Source organism: Thiothrix fructosivorans (assembly GCF_017349355.1).
Lineage (GTDB): Bacteria > Pseudomonadota > Gammaproteobacteria > Thiotrichales > Thiotrichaceae > Thiothrix > Thiothrix fructosivorans.
Genome location: NZ_JAFMPM010000008.1, coordinates 910,260 through 932,415, shown reverse-complemented (window position 1 = coordinate 932,415; position 22,156 = coordinate 910,260). Strand labels below are relative to the sequence as shown.

Here is a 22,156-nt window from a genome sequence, read left to right as displayed (position 1 = left end):
TAAGATATTTAGCGTTTATCGTTCGATACAATTTTTATCCAACCACCTCCTTACCAATAAAAAATAGCTCCGTACACAAGACACGGAGCCAAAAAACCTTCTACGTTAGGATAAATAGAAGGAGTCTACTCACAGTGACTTTCCGGCACTGATGCAACCCAGCGGAATAATCAGCAGGGTCAATAAGGTTGCCACAGCACCGCCAAAGATCAGTGATACCGCCATCCCCTGAAAAATCGGGTCAGAGAGAATCACCATCGAGCCACCAAACAAGGCCAATGCTGTAATTAAAATCGGTCGGGTACGCGCTTCACAGGAATGGATAACCGCATCCAGCACCGGCATACCTTTAACCACTTCACCTCGGGCAAAGTCCACCAGCAGGATGGAATTGCGCACAATAATCCCCGCCAGTGCAATGAAACCGATCATCGACGTTGCGGTAAACTCTGCATTCATCAGCCAATGCCCCGGCACAATGCCAATCAGCGTCAGCGGAATCGGTGCCATGATGATGGCAGGCAGGATGAAATTACCGAACTGCGCCACGATCAGCATGTAAATCAATACCAGTGCTGCGGCAAACGCAATCCCCATGTCGCGGAAGGTTTCCCACGTTACTGTCCATTCGCCGCCCCACTCGAAAGCGGATTTACTCTCAACACCTTGCGGGGTCTTGAGCCAGTAAGCCTGTTCATGTAACAACGTGCCATCCGGGCTGCGATAGCCTTCGCCATTGTTGGCAGCCTTCAGCAAATTTTCCACCTGACTTTGCCCATAAACCGGCGCAGCCAAACGCCCGGTGGTTTCAGCCGTCACAAATTCAACCGGGCGCAAATCCTTGCGGTAAATCGGCTTGTCCTGCTTCTCGAACACGAAGGTGCCTAATTCCTGCAACGGCACAGTCTGCCCTGTCGGGTTGGTCACGGGCAATTGTGACAAGCGGTAAATTTGCGAACGGGCTTCCAGCGGAATCTGCATGACAATACGGGTCGGGTCGATCAGGGCGTTTTTCTTGATGTCACCCAACACATAACCACCCATCGCCATTTCCAGTGTGCGATTGATGGCTTCGGCGGTAATGCCATTACGTTGCGCCTTGTCCGAATCCACGATGAAGTGCAGTACCTCATGATCGTCTTCCATCAGGTTATCCACGTCCCCAAGGTTTTCCGCCTGCCCAAAGAAACGGGTTAGATCAGCCGCGACCTGACGGCGGGTATTCGCATCCGGCCCATAAATCTCGGCGACTACAGATTGCAGTACGGGTGGTCCCGGCGGCATTTCGACAACCTGAAGTTTCGCACCGGTATTGCCCAGCAAAGGTTGCAGGATTTCCCGCGCCTCCACCGCAATCTCGTGGCTGCTGCGTTTACGATCGTGTTTGGGGGAAAGCTGTACCTGTATATCCGCCTGCCAAGGTTGCTGGCGTAAATAATAGTGGCGCACCAACCCGTTGAAATTGAAAGGCGAGGCTGTGCCAGTATAGGTTTGCAGAGCAGTCACTTCCGGCAAGGTTTTGAGCTTGCCCGCCAGTTGATACACCAGATTAGCGGTCACGGGAATTGCCGTGCCTTCCGGCATATTGACCACCACATTGAATTCCGGCTTGTTATCCAGCGGCAGCATTTTCACCCTGACGCCCGTGAACGGGTAGAACATCAGCATAAACACGAAGAAGGTCGCGATAATGCCCACCAGAAAAGTAAAGCCCTTCAGACGACTATTAACCAAGGGTGTGATGACGCCACGGAAGAACTTTTCCATCATCGCCGCTTGCTTGTGTTCTTTCTCCGCCGCCGCCTGCAAACTTTTCAGGGAAGGTCTAAAGCGATTCGTCAGCCAGGGAGTAAAGGCAAACGCTGCAAACAAAGAAATCACCATTGCCACCGAACCCAGTACTGGAATCGGGCGCATATAAGGCCCCATCATGCCACTGACAAATCCCATGGGCAGCAAGGCCGCAATCACCGTACCCGTTGCCAGAATAGTCGGGTTGCCCACCTCACGCACTGCATCAACCGCCACACTGATTTTAGTACTGCTGTCCATTAACCAGCGCCGGTAAATATTTTCCACCACCACAATAGCATCATCGACCAGAATACCAATGGAGAAGATCAGCGCAAACAGACTCACCCGGTCAATCGTCATGCCCATCAGCCAAGCAGCAAACACCGTGGTAGTAATCACCGCCGGAATCACAATCAGCACCACCGTCGCCGCCCGCCAGCCGAGGAAGAACCACACCAGCAGCGTCACGATACCGGTGGCAACAAACAGCTTGAAGATCAGCTCATTGACCTTTTCTTTGGCGGTTTCCCCGTAATTGCGGGTCACTTCGACATGCACGTTGTCGGGAATAATGCGGCCTTTGAGCACTTCCAGTTTCGCCAGTATCGCATTAGCCACATCGACGCCATTGGTGTTCTTTTTCTTGGCAATCGCCAGCGTGACCGCAGCGGCATTATCGGCAGTTTCCTGCACATCCTGTGCCGCAGGGCCAGTAAAGTAAGCAACAGCATGATCTGCTTCCATCGCCTCTTCCGTCACCGTCGCGACATCACGTACATAGACCGGCCTGCCCCCCGCCACCGTGACAATCAGACGCTGAATGTCGGCGGCAGAATTGAGGAAAATACCGCTGTAGATCTTGAAGACTTTTTGGTTAGGTTCAACCGTGCCAGTGCTGCGTTCCGAATTCGCCATGCGGATAGCATTGGCTACCTGTTCCAGCGATACCCCAAAGGTCGCTAGACGTTCGGGTAATATTTCAACTTTCAATGCTTCATGACGGCCTTCCACCATGAAACTTTGGCTGGTGTTTTCCACTTCGCGCAGGCTTTGCAAGACATCCAGCCCAATCAGACGCAGGTTGGTATCGGCGACTTTATTCGACCACAAGGTCAGCGTGACCAGCGGGACATCATCCGCCCCTTTGGGTTTTACGCTGGGCGTTGAGGCTTGCTGGGGAATCTTGTCTTGATTGGAGGCTAGCTTGTCGTACAGCTTGACCAGTGAAGATTCCAGTTCTTGACCCACGATAAACTGTACCGTGACCATCGACTGTTCATGCATGGAAACCGAGTAGACATGATCCACCCCGGTCATTTCCGAGAGGATACTTTCCATTGGGCGGGAAATCAGGTTTTCGACTTCCTGCGCCGACGCGCCGGGATAGCGCACAAAAATATCCACCATCGGTACGGATATTTGTGGGTCTTCCTGACGCGGCGTGACCCACATCCCCAACACACCCACGGCAAAAAAGGCCAGTAGCAACAACAGGGAGAGCGGCGAGGTAATAAAGGCTTTAGCCGTAACGCCTGCCAACCCCAAATTAGGGTGCTCTGTTTCAGCCGGATCAGCGTCTTTTGGGAAATCATTCATGTGTAACGAGCCTGACAGTAAAGGGCATTATTTCGCAGGTGGTATCCAGCCAGAAACGACGCCAACGGGTGGATCATTGATGATGTGTTCATTGGCATCCAGACCGGATACCACTTCCAGCTTTTCTCCACTCTGATCGGTTCCAAGGCGCACCATGCGCAATTCTGACTTGCCGTCTTTGACAACCAGAACGCTAGGTAATGTGCCGCCTTTGAACAAGGCTGTTTTGGGGATAAAAATGCTGGTTCCGCTTTGTCCCTCTGGCAAATGCACTTCGGCATAATTACCGGGGGTTGCCTCAATACCGACCGGAAGGTCAAATTTGACTGTCACCGTATGGCGGGTGGGGTCAGCCAGCGGGTAAATTTCAGCAATTTTAGCCGTTGTATTGAGACTATTGTTAATCCTCGCCTCAACAACCATCCCCACCTTCAAACCTGCCACCAAGCCAGATGGTACGTCCGATTCCAGACGTTTGTTTTTGACGTAACCGTAAGTGAGGAGAGGTTGACCAGGTTGTACGGTATCGCCGACTTCAACCTGTTTTGACAGGATCATGCCTTCAAACGGAGCGGTTGATGTTGCATTACTGATAGCGGAATCCAGTTCCTGTAGCTGGGCATTGGCTTGCTGGAGGCCACCTTGTGCCTGTAAAACAGCCGACCGGCTATTCTCCAAATCTGCCTGACGGATGGTCTGCTCGTCATACCCCCCCATGAATGTCTCGGCAAACTGGCGTGTCCCCAACCTGTCGAATATGGCAGGCATACCGAAACCCGGCATCGCACCAATATCCTTGCTGCGGGGTGAAATCTGCTCACGATTGTATTGTGCTTGGGCATTCGTGACCCCGGACTGGGCAGTGCCAATCTGGGCAGCCACGGCATTGCGCTTGGCCTGCAACTGTGAGTCATCAATCTGGACAAGGGTATTGCCCGCTGCGAAAGAAGAGCCAACGCCTCCCGCCACCCGCTTCACTATCCCCGGTATTTGTGCCGTCAAGGTCACTTCCTTGTAAGGCACAACGGTACTACCCAGCACTGATTGACTTTGGGTCTTGGAAACTTCAACGGGAATAATGTCGGCAGATTGCCCAACAGCAGGTAAACCAATACCCAATACCACACCCACAAACCCTATAAACACGGATTTTTTACTATCCATCACGATGCCCTCCTCAAAACACCACGATTTCACCGAAATACATAACGGGCAAGCAACACAGGCCGCCTGCCCGGCTCAGGCTAGTCGTTAAGGCGGGTAATCCCCAGCATCTTCATGATGGACTTTTCATAGAACGGCTCAGAACTGCCTTTCTTCATTTTGCGGATGAAGTATTTTTCAAAGGCAATCTTGGCGAGATGCACCCACTTGCCTTTCTTCGCCCATACCATGTTACGTGGCGGAATTTGCGGAATGGCAACGAACGCAGCACCGCTATCACCGAAGTCTGCCAGACAGATCGTACTCCATGTGCCGGTGGTATGCGGTTCCTTGCCTGCGATTTCATCGGCAATATTATGAACGGCAGAAGTGACCATTGACTCAATCATATAGCCGGTTTTCGGCATACCGGTAGCAACCGGGGTCGCTTCGAGTGGCGGAATGGCGATACACACGCCCGCAGAGTAGATGTTTTTGTATTTCGGGCTACGGTGCAATTCATCCACAATCACGAAACCACGCGGGTTGCACAGACCTTCCACCGCAGCAACGGCTTCAACACCTTTGAAAGCAGGCAGCATCATCGCAAAGTCGAAGGCAATTTCATGCTCTTTTTCCACTTCACCCTTGGCAGTCAGTTCCGTGGTAAACAGCTTGCCTGCTTCGACCTTGTGGGTCTTGGCGTTGGTAATCCAGTTGATGTGATGGTTACGCAGTTCGGATTCCAGCATCCCTTTCGAGTCACCTACCCCACCCAGCCCCAGATGCCCGATGTAAGGCTCCGACGTCACGTAAGTCATCTTGAACTTGTCACGCACCTTGCGCTTGCGCATATCGGCATCGAGGATAAAGGCAAATTCGTAAGCTGGGCCAAAACAACTAGCGGCAGGCATCGCGCCCACGACGATATGACCGCTGCCTTTTTCCAGCAATTTCTGGTAAGCCTCGTAAGCCTGTTCAGCGTGGATAACATCGCAAACCGACTGGGTATGACCACCGTGTGGGCCAGAGCCTTCCACTTCATCAAAAAACAGTTTAGGGCCGGTGGCAATAATCAGGTAGTCGTAACTGACCACTTCGCCATTGTCCAAGTGCAGCTTGCTGCCCGTGGCATCAATCTTGTTGCAACGGCTGGCAATGAATTTGATTTTCTTGCGGCTCAAATATTTCTCAATCGGGAAGGAAATGTCGGAACGAGTACGCCAACCCACCGCAATCCACGGGTTAGAGGGAATAAACTGGAAATAGTCCCGTTCATTGATGACAGTGATGTCATGCCCTTTACCAAGAATTTCACGCAACTCATAAGCAGCAGGCATCCCGCCTGTACCAGCACCAAGAACGACAACGTGGGCCATATTCAACTCCTAAAGCGGTTTTTTTATCTGAATGGCATGAAACCACATCAAGTGAAAAAAGTCAAAAAACCATTTAGAATTCAATAAGTTAGTATATTATGATATGTTAATATATTTGAATATTCGTATATTAAAATACTGAAGCGAATGTAGGGCAATCACTGTATATGATGGGTAAAATAAACACTGCGCTTCACTATAGGCTTTAGCCATAACCTTAGCCATCGGAAACGCCTATGAACAAGGCAGTCAAGCCCCTCCTACTCCCAAACGAGGACTCAATGCCTTGATTTTTCTTTCTATTTCAAGCGCATCTTGTGCAAGTGCTGAGATCTTTAACCCGGCTTGGGTGGGAATAACCCCATTTCTCGCCCGAATAAAAAGAGCCACTCCCAAATATTCTTCAAATTTTATGATTTGCTCGGACAAACTCGGCTGTGTCACATGGCAGACCTCTGCCGCTTGTCCAAAATGCCGGACTTGTGTCGCTGCTACCACATACCTCAATACTTGAAAGTTCATCCATTCGCTCCTAGCACTTGAATATTAGAAAATAATAATATAATAATATTCTAATGTAAACAGATGCAACGCCCTTAAAAGCGTTAACTTACAGCACACTTCCCTCATCAGTTACTTCCAACGGTGACGGCGAAAACATATCCGTCAATTCATGGCTTTGCTGACGCCGCATCCAGTTATGGATTTTCTTCGGCTCAACCTCATGCCTCGCCAGTACCGCCATTGCCATATCCAAGCCGCGCGGAAAACTCCGTTGTATAACCGCCTGCATACCAAGGGCATCGAAGCGTATTTTTGCAGCGTCATCTTTTACTGCCACCATAAGATTCAGACCGGGGTATTTTTCCAGTACCAGCGGTGCCAACTGGTGGGCAACTTCGTAATCGCTGAAGGTAATCACAATGGTCCGGGCGTGTGACATCTTGATGGTATCCATCAAGCGCAAATCGGTAGCATCGCCGAAACCGACGTTATAGCCATTAGTACAGGCATCCATGAAACAGTCATGATTGACCTCAATGGAACGGTAGGGCAAGTCATGGGCATCCAGTGCACTAGCAACCCGCCGACCTACCTCGGCCATACCAACAATAATGACAGGCGTATCAGTAGTTGTATTGTCGACCTGAGTACGGCTGTTATTCCAATCCTCGTCAGCCCACTTGCGGGCAAGCTTTCTGCCCAACCTCACCAAACTGGGGGTAAGCGCCATGCTCAAGGCAACACTGATAATCAGAATAGCGGCATATTCAGCGCCCAATCCCTGCTTGACAACGGGTATGGCAAAAATGACGAAAGCAAACTCGCTGCCCTGTGACAGCAAAATGCCCATTTGCAGGGCGCTACGTGCCGGAGTACCCAACAACCTTGCTGCCATAAAAATCAGCACAGCTTTAAGCGCCACCAAGCCAAGGGCAATCAGGATAATTTCCACCCAATGCCCAAACAGCACATCAAGATTCAGCGTCATCCCCACCGTGACGAAAAAGAACCCCAGTAACAGTCCCCGAAATGGTTTAACCTCCGTCTGGATAAGATGCCGATAACGGGTTTCCGCAATAATCATGCCCGCCAGAAACGCACCCAGCGTCAGGGAAAGCCCCAGCATTCCGGTGGCAGCAGCGGTTGCCAAAACAATGAGCAGAGCGGTAGCCGTGAAAATCTCATCATCCTTGTAACTGGCAATCCACTGGAACAACGGACTAATCAGGAAGCGCCCCATCAGAATGGCAGCGGCGAACGCGGCGAAAGCTTTTAGTGCTGCCATACCGATGGTACTGAGCAGTGCAGCCTCATTGCCCCCCATAGAATTGACCAGAATCAGCAGGAAGATCGCACAAATATCCTGAAAAATCAGCACAGCAGTGGCAGAAACCGATACAGGGCAACTGTTCTGCTGATTGTCTGCCAGTATTTGTGCGGCGACTGCTGTTGAGGACAGTGCCAGCGTTGCCCCCACCACAATCGCAATTTCCAGGCTGACACCCGCAAACAACACCGCAAACAATGCCAGAAAAATTGCCGTCAGCACGATTTGCAACGGCCCCAGCCCAAGGATGTCACGCCGCGCGTCCCAGATATGTGCAATGGAAAAATGAAGTCCGATGTCGAACAGCAGGAACACGACCCCAAGCTCCGCCAGCAATTGGGTCGTTTCGCTTTCCGCAATCAAACCGAACCCGTGTTCCCCAATCAGCATCCCGGCCAGCAGGTAGCCAACAATCGGGCTCATGTGCAGAGGGCGCATCAACACCACCGCCAGAATGCCGATAAGCAACAGGATAAGGATGGGTTGTAAATGCAGGGCTTGTTCCATGTTATTGATCCTCGAGCGTAACGAAAAAGGGAGCGCATACAGCACTCCCCTTTTAACGATGGCGTATAGAATACGTCCCTAGAATAGTCTATTAATCATCTGCGTCCAACCCACCATGAAACTCCAGCCACATCACGTTGATGATACCGAAGGAACACGCCAGCAATACGCCGAGTAACCAAGCAAAATACCACATGGTAAAATCTCCTTAATAGACTGAGTGATCGTTTTCACGGATGAATTTAACGGTAATTTTGCCCCACATCTGCTTGTAGCACCAAATGGTGTAGAACAGAATAATCGGGACAAAAATCATCGCTGCCCAGAACATAATCGCCAGCGTCAAATGGCTGGAAGCCGAATCCCAAATCGTCAAACTGTGGTTCGGGTTCAAGCTGGAAGGCATCACGAACGGGAACAGGGAAACACCTGCCGTCATAATCACCCCAATCAAGCACAAGGAGCTATTCAGAAAACTCAATACCGGACGATCTTTCCCCGCCAAAAGCAACACACCAAATGCGCCAAGGAAACCCGCAATCGGTGCCATAATCGCCAGTGGATAGGTGCTGTAATTCGTCAACCACGCGCCCACCATCGGCACAACCGTTTTCGCAATCGGATTCGGCAAGGAATCATGCGGTGGTTCCTGCGTAATCGCATACCCATCAATCCCCAGCCACAGCCAAATACCCGCCAGCCCGAAGGTGATAATCACCCCAGCCGCCGTCCATTGCGCTGCTTTGCGTGAACGCGCATACACCGCTTCATCGGTACGCAGCATCAAATAGGTCGCACCCTGCATGGTAAACATCAGCAAACTCACCAAGCCCACCAACACCGCAAACGGATGGAACAGCTTAAAGAATGAGCCATAGGTCGAAATCCGCAGGAACTCATCAAACGCAAACGGCACGCCCAGCAACAAATTGCCAAACGCCACGCCGATGACCAAAGGCGGCACAACCCCCGCAATGACCAAGCCCCAATCCCACGTATTCCGCCAGCGCATATCCGCAATCTTGGAACGGTAATCAAACCCTACCGGACGGAAAAACAGCGAGAACAAGGTCAACACCAACGCCCAATAGAATGTCGAAAACGACGCACCAAAGGTAATCGGCCAAGCCGCAAAAATCGCCCCTGCCGCCAGAATCAACCACACCTGATTGCCATCCCAATGCGGTGCAATCGCATTAATCGCCACGCGGCGCTCCTCGTCATTTCTGCCGACATAGCGCAATAACGCGCCCACGCCCATATCGAAGCCATCGGTCAAAGCAAAGCCAATAAACAGCACGCCGACCAATGCCCACCAGATCAACTTAAACGTTTCGTAATCAAAAATCATGGTTTGCTCCTTAGACCTGATCGTTCATTTTGTCAGCGTAAACCGCGCCAGCATGACCGCCACCGTGCTTCTCAAAGTGATAGCGTCCGGTGTGCAAACTGCTAGGCCCTTGCCTTGCAAACTTGATCATCAAGTACATTTCCACCACCAACAAGACGGTGTAGAAGAACACAAACCCAGCAATTGACCCGATCAAATCCCACTCGGTCAGCGTCGAAGTCCCCATGAAGGTCGGTAATATTTCACCAATTGCCCACGGTTGACGCCCGGTTTCCGCCACAAACCAACCGCACTCAATCGCAATCCACGGCAACGGCAAACCCAAGACCGCCAAGCGCATCAACCAACGCTTCTCATACGCAGTCTTTTTCGCGGTGTAGAAGAACGACAAGGCAAAAATGAGCAACATAGCAGCACCCGCTGCCACCATTACACGGAATGTCCAGAACAGCGATGCAACGTTCGGCACTGTATCTTTAGCGGCTTGCTGGATTTGCGCTTCGCTCGCATCGGTCACATTCTGCGTATAACGCTTCAGCAATAAGCCGTAACCCAAATCTGTGCGGAGTTCAGCAAACGTTGCTTTCTCGGCATCAGTCGCCGTACCTGAGCGCAGTTTCAACAACAAACCGTAAGCGGTCATGCCATTACGTACCCGCTGAACATTGTTTTCGACTAGGTTATTGATCCCCATCACTTCCCCTGTCAGGGAACGGGTCGCAATTAAACCGAGCGCGTAAGGAATCTTGATAGAGAAACTGTTTTCACCCTTTTCCTGATCAGGCCAAGCAATCACATTAAAACCAGCCGGAGCAGGTTCGGTGTGCCATTCTGCCTCAATCGCCGCCAGCTTCATTTTCTGCACTTCGCCCGCTTCGTAACCACTTTCGTCACCCAGCAAGATAACGGAAAGGATGGAGGCCATGCCGAAGCCTGCGGCTACTGCAAACGAACGCTTGGCAAACCCAAGATCACGCCCTTTGAGAATGTACCACGCACTGATCGACAGCACGAACATTGCGCCCGTCACATAACCCGCCGCCACGGTGTGAATGAACTTCACCTGTGCCACTGGATTCAGCAAGACAGCGGCAAAATCCACCATTTCCATGCGCATAGTTTCGTAGCTGAATTCCGCCCCGATCGGGTTTTGCATCCAGCCATTCGCAATCAAAATCCACAGCGCGGAAAAATTGGTACCAATCGCCATCAGCCAAGTGACGGACAAATGTTGCACTTTGCTCAAGCGATCCCAACCGAAGAAGAACAAGCCGACGAACGTCGATTCGAGGAAGAAGGCCATCAAACCTTCAATAGCCAGCGGTGCGCCGAACACGTCACCAACGTAATGTGAATAATAAGCCCAGTTCGTGCCGAACTGAAACTCCATGGTCAAACCCGTTGTCACACCAAGAGCAAAGTTAATACCGAACAACTTGCCCCAGAATTTCACCATATCTTTATAGATTTGTTTGCCAGTCATGACATAGACCGACTCCATAATCGCCAGCATGAACGTCATGCCTAACGTCAGGGGTACAAACAAGAAATGGTAAAGGGCGGTGACTGCAAATTGCAGCCGCGAGAGATCGACGACTTCTTCCGAAATCATGGGACGCTACCTCCTAGCACTGTGATGACACAACAGAACAGCACCCTACCTAATGCTGCCTGTTATTTTTTTAAAAGCGAAATCCTACCTAGCAACTCGGAAATATACTACTCACCGCAGTGCAGCAACATTGATTTCCATCAAAATAAAAAGGAATGTTTACCTGTATTTTATTCTTTCGGCAAACCTTCTTCAGATGCAGCAAAATGACTTTCAGCAAAGCGTAATATAAGTGCTGATAATGAGAGAATTAAAATAGCTGCGACAATCGTTAAAATTTTCATATTGTCGAAAGCTTTAAGATCGATCGCAAGATAACGGGTCAATGCCGTCATAGAAATAAACAGGAGAAAAATAACTGGCAATCGATGTGTACGAAAAAAGATACCAACCATTGCGCCAAGTTCCAAATAGATGAATAACAATAAAATATCATCCAAAGTCGCATACGGCTTAGGCATTATGTCATAGATATAAGAATGCACGGATGTCCATACAATAGTGCCACCGATAACAAATAAGCCCAACACATGGAAGGCTTCAACCGCAAAATTCCCAATCTGCTCTATGATGGCAGCAATTTGTTTTCCTTTTAGCATCGCTATACCTCTAGAGGTAGCAAAAATCAAACGCTGTAAAAATGTGACTCCATATGAAAGACAAACACGCTAATGATTGAATAACTTCCATACGGAGTCGACAAATCCCTGTGTTAGGAATACAGGGTAAAACAAACGGAATCATTAAATACGGGTAATACCCAACATTTTCATGATGGATTTTTCATAAAATGGCTCGGAACTGCCTTTCTTCATTTTGCGGATGAAGTATTTTTCAAAGGCAATCTTAGCAAGGTGCACCCACTTACCTTTCTTCGCCCACACCATATTACGCGGCGGGATTTGTGGAATGGCAACGAAAGCAGCACCGCTATCACCAAAGTCCGCCAAACAGATCGTGCTCCACGTACCAGTGGTATGTGGTTCTTTACCTGCAATTTCATCAGCAATATTGTGAACAGCGGAGGTCACCATTGATTCGATCATGTAGCCAGTTTTAGGCATACCTGTCGCAACGGGCGTTGCTTCGAGTGGTGGAATGGCGATACATACGCCTGCGGAATAAATATTTTTGTATTTCGGACTACGGTGCAATTCATCAACAATGACAAAACCACGCGGATTGCACAAACCTTCAACCGCAGCAACGGCATCCACGCCTTTGAACGCAGGCAACATCATCGCGAAGTCGAAATCAATGACGTGTTCTTTTTCCACGTCACCTTTCGCAGTCATTTCAGTGACGTGCATTTTGCCTGCTTCGACTTTATGGGTTTTAGCATTCACTAACCAACTGATGTGGTGGTTACGCAATTCGGATTCGAGCATCCCTTTAGAGTCACCTACTCCGCCTAAACCTAAATGCCCCACATACGGTTCAGACGAGACATAAGTCATCTTGAATTTGTGACGAATTTTACGTTTACGCATATCGGCATCAAGGATGAACGCGAATTCGTAAGCAGGGCCAAAGCAACTTGCCGCTGGCATTGCACCGACAACGATATGGCCACTGCCTTTTTCCAACAACTTTTGGTATTCCTCATACGCCGCAACAGCATGATTCACATCACACACCGATTGAGTATGACCGCCGTGTGGCCCCGCACCTTCCACTTCATCAAAGAATAATTTGGGACCGGTCGCAATAATCAGGTAGTCGTAACTGACCACTTCGCCATTATCCAAATGCAGCTTGCTGCCATCTGCATCAATTTTGTTGCAGCGGCTGGCGATGAACTTGATGTTTTTGCGACTCAGGTACTTTTCAATCGGAAAGGTGATGTCATCACGGGTACGCCAACCCACTGCAATCCACGGGTTGGACGGAATAAACTGAAAATAATCACGTTCATTAATTACCGTGACTTCATGTCCCTTACCCAAAATTTCGCGCAATTCATACGCAGCAGGCATCCCGCCTGTACCAGCACCAAGAACAACAATATGTGCCATAAAAAAGACTCCTACCGATTACATCAATTTGTGTTTGTAACACCGATGAAAACATACCCGAGTAAAAATATCAAGACATATATCCCTTTAAATTCAATATGTTATACCATAAGCATATAATAACTTGCTTATAAAGATGGCGGAAAAACTGGTTTTTCTTGATAAATATCAATGCAAAATCCTTACAATCCTTAAATCAATAGAAAAACCCGCAATCAACACGCAGGGGTTTCGCAAATGCGCCATGAAATCTATAATTGGTCGTTTCCCATACCGGATAGAAGACAACACCATGCGAGTTTCCCGATTCCCTCTCACCACCCTGCGCGAAACGCCCGCCGATGCCGAAGTCATCAGCCACCAATTAATGTTACGCGCCGGTATGATTCGCCGCCTCGCCTCCGGTTTGTATACGTGGATGCCGTATGGCTTGCGCGTGTTGCGCAAAGTCGAAGCCATCGTGCGTGAAGAAATGAACAACGCAGGTGCGCTTGAAGTACTCATGCCCTCCATCCAACCTGCTGAACTCTGGCAAGAATCGGGTCGTTGGGAAAAATACGGGGCGGAATTGCTACGCATTCGTGACCGTCACAGCCGTGACTTCTGCTATGGCCCCACGCACGAAGAAATCATTACCGATTACGCTCGCAAAGAATTGAGCAGCTACAAACAGTTGCCGATCAACTTCTACCAAATTCAAACCAAATTCCGTGACGAAGTGCGCCCCCGTTTCGGTGTGATGCGAGCGCGTGAATTCTTGATGAAGGATGCGTATTCCTTCCACCTCACCCAAGAATCGCTGCAAGAAACCTATGACGCGATGTATGCGGCTTACTCACGTATCTTCCAACGGTTGGGGCTGAATTTCCGCCCCGTGCAAGCCGATACCGGCTCGATTGGTGGCAATGCCTCTCACGAATTCCACGTGTTAGCAGATTCCGGTGAAGACGCGATTGCTTTCGCCAGTGGCAGCAACTACGCCGCCAATATCGAGCTAGCGGAAGCGGTGTGCTTGATTGCCGAACGCGCTGCACCAACTGAAGCAATGCGCGAAGTCGACACACCCAACGCCAAAACCATCGAAGAGTTGGTAGCACAATTCGGCTTGCCGATTGAGAAAACGGTGAAAACCCTGATCGTCGCGGCGGCGGAAGAGTCAGAGCACGCGTTCATTGCTTTGCTGATACGTGGCGACCATACCCTCAACGAAATTAAAGCGGAAAAAATTCCGGGTATTGCCGTACCGTTGCAGTTTGCGCGTGAAGATGAGATTCGCGCCTTGATCGGTGCAGGCCCTGGCTCATTAGGCCCTGTCGGTTTGACCATTCCGGTAGTGGCTGACCGTACCGTAGCGAATATGTCCGACTTCGGTGCAGGCGCGAATGTTGACGGCAAGCACCTTTTTGGCATCAACTGGGAACGCGACGTTGCCCTAGCGCAAGTTGCCGATCTGCGCAACGTCCTCGAAGGTGACCCTAGTCCCGACGGTTGCGGCACACTCTCCATCGTGCGCGGTATCGAAGTCGGTCATATCTTCCAATTGGGCAAAACGTATTCATCGAAACTTAACGCCACCGTGTTGGATGAAAACGGTAAGGCACAGGTGATGACCATGGGTTGCTACGGCATCGGTGTTTCCCGCGTGGTCGCTTCAGCGATTGAGCAGAATAACGATGAATTTGGAATTCGCTGGCCTGCGGCGATTGCACCGTTCACTGTGGTGCTTGCGCCACTGAATATGCAGAAATCCCCGGATGTGGCAGCGAAAGCAGAAGAACTGTACGCGCAATTGCAAACAGCAGGCGTGGATGTGTTGCTGGATGACCGTGCCTTGCGCCCCGGCGTGATGTTTGCTGACCATGAATTGCTGGGCATTCCCCACCGTGTCATTATCTCAGAACGCGGTTTGCAAGCGGGTGAATTGGAATATAAAGCGCGGAGTGGCGGCGATGCAGTGAAAGTACCCGTTGCGGATATTCTGGCGTTTATTAAAGGCTTGTAAGCAGTCGGTAGGGGCGAAGCATTTTTCGCCCCTATTTCCAAAACGTTTTAGATGATAGCGACGGGGTAAGATCCTAGGACGCGCACCACTTCCGCTTCGTCACGCAGCGCCGCTAATGCACCGCTAATATCCGCATCCTGCTCATGCCCACGCACATCCAAAAAGAAAAAGTATTCCCAATTAGTCGTGCGTGCCGGACGTGATTCGATGCGCGTCATATCCACGCCATTTTCCGCCAACGGTTTCAGTAAATGATACAGCGAACCGGGGCGATTGCGGGTGGAAACCAGTAAGGAGGTGCGGTCATTACCGCTCGGCGTGACCACTTGATCACCAATCACCAAAAAGCGCGTGGTGTTGTTCGGATTATCTTCGATGCTGTCCTGCACAATGTGCAAGCCATAAATCGGCGCAGCTTGCCGACTCCCCAACGCCGCTGCGCTATCATCATTGGATACCAACCGCGCCGCTTCCGCATTGCTGCTCACCGGAATGCGCTCGGCATGAGGCAAATGCTTATCCAGCCAATAGCGGCATTGCGCCAACGATTGTGCGTGTGCATACACCTTCTGCACACCTTGCCACTCCCCATGGCGGCACATCAAGTTTTGGTGAATACGCAAGGATATTTCCCCGCAAATCCGCAAACTGGACTGCATAAACATATCCAGCGTGTGCGTAATCACGCCTTCGGTAGAATTTTCAATCGGCACCACGCCGTAGCGCACCCTGCCCGCTTCGACTTCGCGGAACACTTGCGCAATGGAATCCACCGGCAATGTACCGACATTCATCCCGAAATGCTTGAAGGTCGCTTCTTGCGTAAACGTACCCGCTGGCCCCAAATACGCAATGCGCATGGATTCTTCCAGCGCCAAACACGAGGCAATCACTTCGCGGAACAAGTGCGTCACCTGTTCATCGCGCAAGGGTCCCGTATTCAGCGACTGCATTCGCGTGAGGATTTGCGCCTCGCGTTCGGGGCGGTAAAACGTCGCGTTCGGGTCTTCCGCCAACTTCGCGTGCGCCACTTGTTCTGCACAGCTAGCGCGTTCGTTCAGCAACGCAAGAATTTGGGTATCCAGCGCATCAATGCGCACGCGGATTGCTTGCAAATCGAATGTATCAGCCATTGCGTTGGGCGAAGTCCTGCATGAAATGAATCAAAGCATCCACACCGGCTTCCGGCATGGCGTTGTAAAGACTGGCACGCATCCCACCGACAGAACGGTGTCCTTTTAAGGAAACCAATCCAGCTTGTTCGGCTTCGGCAGCAAATGCCTTATCCAAGGCGGGCTTTGCCAGCGTAAACGGTATATTCATCCATGAACGGCACATCAGGTCAACGGGGCAGTGATAAAAATCTGAACCGTCGATGGCTGTGTATAACTTGCTGGCTTTGCGCTCGTTAATCGCTGCCATTGCTGACAAGCCACCTTGCGCTTTCAACCACTTAAACACCAAACCTGCCAAATACCATGCGTAAGTGGGCGGCGTGTTGTACATCGAACCGTTATCCGCCTGCACTTTGTAATCAAACATGACCGGCGTACACGGCACGGTTTGCCCCAGCAAATCCTCACGCACAATCACGATGGTTAACCCGGCGGGGCCAATGTTCTTTTGCGCCCCCGCGTAGATCAAGCCAAACCGACTCACATCAATCGGACGCGACAAAATCGTGGACGAGAAATCTGCCACTAACGGCACATCGCCTGCATCCGGCACAAAACCAAACTCAACACCGCGAATGGTTTCATTCGGCGTGTAGTGCAAATACGCCGCATTCGGGTCACATTGCCAGCTCGCCTGATCAGGAATGCTGGTGTAATTGCCCGCACTGCTCGACGCAACCACATTCACATCGCCATAACGTCGTGCTTCATCAATCGCTTTCGATGACCAGTCACCCGTGTCGACGTAATCCATGCGGGCTTTGCCGCGCAATAAATTCATTGGAATCATCGAAAACTGGCTGTATGCGCCGCCTTGCAAAAACAACACTTTGTAATGACTCGGAATATCCAGCAATTCACGTAAATCCGCTTCGGCTTGCGCGGCAATCGACGCAAAATGTTTCTCGCGGTGGCTCATTTCCAGCACCGACATCCCACAACCATTCCAGTCCAACATCTCCGCTTGCGCTTGCGCCAAAACCGCTTCGGGCAATACCGCAGGGCCTGCGCTGAAATTGAATACTCTACTCATGACTTATTCCTGATCGTCGCTTACATCGGTCGCCGTGTCATCGTCGTCGGCTATATCGCTAGCATCGGTCAAAATCGGCGCAATTTGCACTAATTTTTCCCCATCATTGAGGCGAATCAGGGTCACACCCTGCGTATTGCGCCCGACAATGGAAACGTCAGCGACCGGGGTGCGCACCAATGTACCACCGTCAGTGATGAGCATGATTTGGCAATCTTCGCGCACTTGCACCGCACCCACAGCGTTACCGTTACGGTCAGAGGTTTGGATTGCAATCACACCTTGTCCGCCGCGCCCTTGCTGCGAGAATTCTTCCGCACGCGTGCGTTTGCCGTAACCATTTTCAGTGGCAATCAGCAATTCGCCTTCGCCCAAAATGATTAGCGCGTTGACTTCCTGCCCCTCGTCCATGCGGATACCACGCACGCCTGCCGCTGTCCGTCCCATCGCCCGCACATCCGATTCGTGGAAACGAATCGCTTTGCCGGACGTGCTGAACAACATAACTTCGTTATCGCCATTGGTCACGGCTACATCAACCAATTGGTCGCCGTCACGCAGATCCACCGCAATAATCCCCGCCGTGCGTGGACGCGAGAAATCCGCCAGCGAGGTCTTTTTCACCGTGCCTTCCGAAGTTGCCATGAAAATGTATTTGTCTTCGGCGTATTCGCGAATCGGCAGCACCGCATTAATGCGTTCGCCTTCTTCCAATGGCAGCAAGTTGACCATTGGCTTGCCGCGAGCACCACGTCCGCCCATGGGCAACTGGTAAACTTTCAGCCAATACATGCGCCCACGGCTGGAGAAGCACAGCAAGGTGTCGTGCATACTCGCGACGAAGAGCTTTTCGATGAAATCTTCGTCTTTCATCGCCGTCGCTGCTTTGCCACGCCCGCCGCGTTTTTGCGCACGGTAAGTATCCAGCGTTTGTGCTTTGGCGTAACCCGCGTGCGAGAACGTGACCATCACTTCTTCGTCAGCAATCAGGTCTTCCATGCACAGATCTTCGCCGACCACGTTGATTTCGGTGCGGCGTGCATCGCCGTAGGTATCGCGTACCAGCAGCAATTCATCGCGGATTACTTGCAGCAAACGATCAGGATTGGCGAGAATTTCCAGCAAATCCGCAATCTTTTCCAGCAATTCGCGGTATTCGGCAATGATCTTGTCTTTTTCCAAACCCGTCAGGCGATGCAGGCGTAAATCCAAAATCGCTTGGGCTTGTACTTCGGAGAGCCAATAGCCGTCAGGACGCAAACCGTATTGCTCAGGCAAATCGTCCGGGCGACAAGTATCCGCACCCGAACGGCTGAGCATGTCGCTGACAATACCTGCATTCCAAGCGCGTGCCACCAAACCGAGTTTGGCATCGGCAGGGCTAGGCGCGGATTTAATCAGCGTAATAATGTCGTCGATATTGGAGAGCGCCACCGCCAAACCTTCGAGGATATGGGCGCGTTCGCGAGCTTTGCGTACTTCAAAAATGGTGCGGCGCGTGACGATTTCGCGGCGGTGACGCAGGAAGGCTGCCAGTATGTCTTTCAAGTTCAGCAAACGCGGTTGACCGTCGATCAACGCCACCATATTGATGCCGAATACGCTCTGCATCTGGGTTTGCTTGTAGAGATTATTGATGATGACTTCGCCGGATTCGCCGCGCTTGAGTTCAATCACCATGCGCATCCCATCTTTGTCGGATTCGTCGCGCAATTCGGAGATGCCTTCGAGCTTTTTCTCTTTGACCAGATCAGCAATTTTTTCCAGCAAACGCGCCTTGTTCACCTGATACGGCAACTCGGTAACGATGATGGTTTCACGGTGCGTGCGTTCATCGACTTCAACATTGGCACGGGCGCGGACGTAGATGCGCCCTTTGCCGGTGTGGTAAGCATCGCGGATACCGCGTGCGCCATTGATAATACCGGCGGTGGGGAAATCAGGCCCCGGCAGGTATTCCATCAAATCGCTGATGTCCATATCGGGATCAGCCAGCAGCGCGAGGCACGCATTCACGGTTTCGGTGAGGTTGTGCGGGGGAATATTCGTCGCCATCCCAACCGCAATACCGGATGAACCGTTGATCAGCAGGTTGGGTAAGCGCGTGGGGAACACGCTGGGTTCTTTTTCATTGCCGTCGTAGTTGGGGACGAAATCGACGGTTTCTTTGTCGATGTCCATTTGCAATTCATGGGCAATTTTGGACATGCGCACTTCGGTGTAACGCATCGCCGCAGGCGAATCGCCATCCACAGAACCAAAGTTACCTTGCCCATCCACCAGCATGTAACGCAGCGAGAACGGTTGCGCCATGCGTACCATCGTGTCGTACACGGCGGTATCACCGTGCGGGTGGTATTTACCGATCACGTCACCGACGATACGGGCGGATTTTTTGTAGGGCTTGTTCCATTCGTTGCCGAGTTCGCTCATGGCAAACAACACGCGGCGGTGGACGGGTTTCAAACCGTCGCGCACGTCTGGTAAAGCACGCCCGACGATGACACTCATAGCGTAGTCCAGATAGGACTGACGCATTTCATCTTCGAGATTAACCGGGATAATTTCCTTGGCAAATGTGGCCATATTATTGTTCGATCACCTAAATCATGAAGTGCACGATTATACCAGAAAAAGTATGGATGTGCGCATTTGCGTTAACCGCTTGGATTGGCTAAGGCGCGTTCTATATCGGCTTCGGCAAGTGGAAAACGCAGCGTTAGCAGCAACGGGAAGCGCTCCGTCAAGCGTGCCAACTGGTGGGCATATTCGCGGTCATAAAATACCACGACTCGTGTCTCCGGCATCCGCTGCACCACCGCCATCATGGATTCGAGGCTGCTGGTGCGATCACGAAAATCCGATTGGAAATTAAACTCAGCCACGATCACCGCTGGCGTGTTTTTCTTTAGGAATTGCAATACTTTGCGCATATTGGTTTCCCGCGCCACGTTGTAGCCCAAACGCTGGTAGAGCGGCGTAAAATCGGGGTAGCCACCGCGTTCAACGACACTTAGTAGCAATTTTTCCGTTGTTGGCATTTCTGCGTCTCCTGTTGACCACCATTTTTCCGTAACAGTTCCAGAAAGCCTATGATAGACTCTCCGCCATTATTCAACCTGATCAACTGCGCATGATGCAACACTTTCCAAGTACAACGTGGCGATGGCGTTCCTGCTGATACCCTCCGCTGGAAGTGTTTCGTTGACCGTTTTATTTGGAAGTTCTCATGAATCAGGACATCTTTGATACCTATATTGCCCAAGGCTACAACCGCGTTCCTGTCCGCCGTACCATTCTGGCAGACCTTGATACCCCGTTAAGTGCCTACCTCAAACTCGCTGACGCGCCCTATTCCTACCTGTTCGAGTCCGTGCAGGGCGGGGAAAAATGGGGACGTTATTCCATGCTCGGCTTGCCAGCACAAACCATCATCAAGGTGTTTGGGCTGCGGGTGGAACTGCATCGCGCCCATCAGCCCATGGAAAGTGTCGACGTAGCTGACCCGCTGGCGTGGATTACCGCATTCCAGCAGCAATACAACGTACCCGACATCGAAGACCTGCCGCGCTTCAACGGCGGGCTGGTCGGCTATTTCGGCTACGAAACCATCCGCTACATCGAGAAAAAGCTCGCCAACGGACGCGACAAGCCCGACCCGCTTGGTACGCCCGACATCGTGCTAATGGTGTCGGATGAAGTCGTGGTCTTCGACAATTTGCGCGGTGAATTGCACTTAATCGTTTTGGCGGAAGCCAACGGCTACCAGCAAGCCCAGCAACGCCTCGACGCGCTCGAACGCCAGTTGCAAGAAGCCCGCCGCCTCTACCAACCCGCCCCCAAAGCGACACAGGTGGAAGAAAGCGACTTCATTTCCGGCTTCACCGAAGACGGTTTCAAGCAAGCGGTGCTGGATGCCAAGGAATACATCAAAGCAGGCGACATTATGCAAGTGGTGCTGTCACAGCGCATGAGCATTCCGTTTGCCGCGCCACCGCTGGATTTGTACCGTGCCTTGCGCCGCCTCAACCCGTCGCCGTACATGTATTTCCTCAATCTGGGCGATTTCCACATCGTCGGTTCCTCGCCAGAAATTCTGGTGCGCCTCGAAGATGACGTGATTACCGTGCGCCCGATTGCCGGAACGCGCCGCCGAGGTGACACCGAACAACGCGACAAGGAACTCGAAACCGAACTCCTCAACGACCCCAAAGAACTGGCTGAACACCTGATGTTGATCGACCTTGGGCGCAACGATGCCGGGCGCGTCAGCGAAATCGGCTCGGTCAAACTCACCGACAAAATGATCGTGGAACGCTATTCGCACGTCATGCACATCGTTTCCAACGTCACTGGCAAACTACTGCCCGGTCTGGATGCGATGGACGTACTACGCGCTACATTCCCCGCCGGAACCGTCAGCGGTGCGCCGAAAATCCGTGCGATGGAAATTATTGACGAACTCGAACCTGTGAAGCGCGGCGTGTATTCGGGCGCAGTCGGCTATCTGGCGTGGAATGGCAATATGGATACCGCGATTGCGATTCGTACCGCCGTGATCAAGGATGACGTGCTGTATATTCAGGCGGGTGCGGGCGTGGTTTACGACTCCGTGCCGCAATCGGAATGGGATGAGACCATGAACAAAGGGCGGGCGGTATTCCGTGCGGCTAGTGCGGCGTTGTCTGGCTTAAACGGCAAACATAAGTAAGGGGATG

Annotated in this window: 16 protein-coding genes; 2 read left to right on the top strand and 14 right to left on the bottom strand. The window is 51.4% G+C overall.

Annotation, left to right across the window (positions count from 1 at the left end; translation table 11 throughout):
• Positions 1-129: 129 nt before the first annotated feature.
• The 10 genes from J1836_RS18770 to J1836_RS18725 form a co-directional block, all read right to left on the bottom strand.
• Positions 130-3,390, bottom strand: a complete 3,261-nt coding sequence (locus tag J1836_RS18770) for an efflux RND transporter permease subunit (protein WP_207252628.1) — start codon at positions 3,388-3,390, stop codon at positions 130-132.
• Positions 3,391-3,417: 27 nt separating this feature from the next.
• Positions 3,418-4,554 carry an efflux RND transporter periplasmic adaptor subunit gene (locus J1836_RS18765; protein WP_207253217.1) on the bottom strand — a complete coding sequence of 379 codons (1,137 nt, stop codon included), beginning with the start codon at positions 4,552-4,554 and terminating at the stop codon, positions 3,418-3,420.
• Positions 4,555-4,634: 80 nt separating this feature from the next.
• Positions 4,635-5,912: an NAD(P)/FAD-dependent oxidoreductase gene (locus J1836_RS18760; protein WP_207252627.1), complete on the bottom strand. Its 1,278-nt coding sequence runs from the start codon at positions 5,910-5,912 to the stop codon at positions 4,635-4,637.
• Positions 5,913-6,161: 249 nt separating this feature from the next.
• Positions 6,162-6,434 carry a LysR family transcriptional regulator gene (locus J1836_RS21855; RefSeq protein ID WP_207252626.1) on the bottom strand — a complete coding sequence of 91 codons (273 nt, stop codon included), beginning with the start codon at positions 6,432-6,434 and terminating at the stop codon, positions 6,162-6,164.
• Between the two features lie 88 nt (positions 6,435-6,522).
• Positions 6,523-8,250 (bottom strand): cation:proton antiporter domain-containing protein, encoded by a 1,728-nt coding sequence (locus J1836_RS18750; RefSeq protein WP_207252625.1) that lies wholly within the window; start codon positions 8,248-8,250, stop codon positions 6,523-6,525.
• A gap of 91 nt (positions 8,251-8,341) precedes the next feature.
• Positions 8,342-8,446, bottom strand: coding sequence for a cytochrome bd-I oxidase subunit CydX (gene cydX, locus J1836_RS18745; RefSeq protein ID WP_207252624.1), 105 nt, complete (start codon positions 8,444-8,446; stop codon positions 8,342-8,344).
• Positions 8,447-8,458: 12 nt separating this feature from the next.
• Positions 8,459-9,601 (bottom strand): cytochrome d ubiquinol oxidase subunit II, encoded by a 1,143-nt coding sequence (gene cydB / locus J1836_RS18740; RefSeq protein WP_307792590.1) that lies wholly within the window; start codon positions 9,599-9,601, stop codon positions 8,459-8,461.
• Positions 9,602-9,611: 10 nt separating this feature from the next.
• Positions 9,612-11,213, bottom strand: coding sequence for a cytochrome ubiquinol oxidase subunit I (locus tag J1836_RS18735; RefSeq protein ID WP_207252623.1), 1,602 nt, complete (start codon positions 11,211-11,213; stop codon positions 9,612-9,614).
• 170 nt (positions 11,214-11,383) lie between these two features.
• On the bottom strand, positions 11,384-11,812 hold the full coding sequence (locus J1836_RS18730; RefSeq protein ID WP_207252622.1) for a phosphate-starvation-inducible protein PsiE: 429 nt from the start codon (positions 11,810-11,812) through the stop codon (positions 11,384-11,386).
• A gap of 144 nt (positions 11,813-11,956) precedes the next feature.
• Positions 11,957-13,228 carry an NAD(P)/FAD-dependent oxidoreductase gene (locus J1836_RS18725; protein WP_207252621.1) on the bottom strand — a complete coding sequence of 424 codons (1,272 nt, stop codon included), beginning with the start codon at positions 13,226-13,228 and terminating at the stop codon, positions 11,957-11,959.
• 292 nt (positions 13,229-13,520) lie between these two features.
• Here J1836_RS18725 and J1836_RS18720 point away from each other — a divergent pair, with 292 nt between their 5' ends.
• The gene (locus J1836_RS18720) at positions 13,521-15,230 is read left to right on the top strand and encodes a proline--tRNA ligase (protein ID WP_207253215.1); all 1,710 of its coding nucleotides are present in this window, start codon (positions 13,521-13,523) and stop codon (positions 15,228-15,230) included.
• 47 nt (positions 15,231-15,277) lie between these two features.
• Here the strand turns inward: J1836_RS18720 and pheA are convergent, their stop codons facing one another.
• From pheA to J1836_RS18700, 4 genes are all read right to left on the bottom strand, one after another.
• On the bottom strand, positions 15,278-16,363 hold the full coding sequence (gene pheA / locus J1836_RS18715; protein WP_207252620.1) for a prephenate dehydratase: 1,086 nt from the start codon (positions 16,361-16,363) through the stop codon (positions 15,278-15,280).
• On the bottom strand, positions 16,356-17,438 hold the full coding sequence (gene serC, locus J1836_RS18710) for a 3-phosphoserine/phosphohydroxythreonine transaminase (protein WP_207252619.1): 1,083 nt from the start codon (positions 17,436-17,438) through the stop codon (positions 16,356-16,358). The genes pheA and serC overlap by 8 nt, the downstream gene beginning before the upstream one ends.
• Positions 17,439-17,441: 3 nt before the next feature.
• Positions 17,442-20,024: a DNA gyrase subunit A gene (gene gyrA, locus J1836_RS18705; RefSeq protein WP_207252618.1), complete on the bottom strand. Its 2,583-nt coding sequence runs from the start codon at positions 20,022-20,024 to the stop codon at positions 17,442-17,444.
• Between the two features lie 71 nt (positions 20,025-20,095).
• Positions 20,096-20,479, bottom strand: a complete 384-nt coding sequence (locus tag J1836_RS18700) for a hypothetical protein (RefSeq protein WP_207252617.1) — start codon at positions 20,477-20,479, stop codon at positions 20,096-20,098.
• A gap of 188 nt (positions 20,480-20,667) precedes the next feature.
• On the opposite strand from J1836_RS18700, the gene trpE reads away from it, so the two are divergent.
• Complete coding sequence (gene trpE / locus J1836_RS18695) at positions 20,668-22,149, top strand: anthranilate synthase component I (RefSeq protein ID WP_207252616.1); 1,482 nt, start codon at positions 20,668-20,670, stop codon at positions 22,147-22,149.
• The last annotated feature ends 7 nt before the right edge of the window (positions 22,150-22,156 follow it).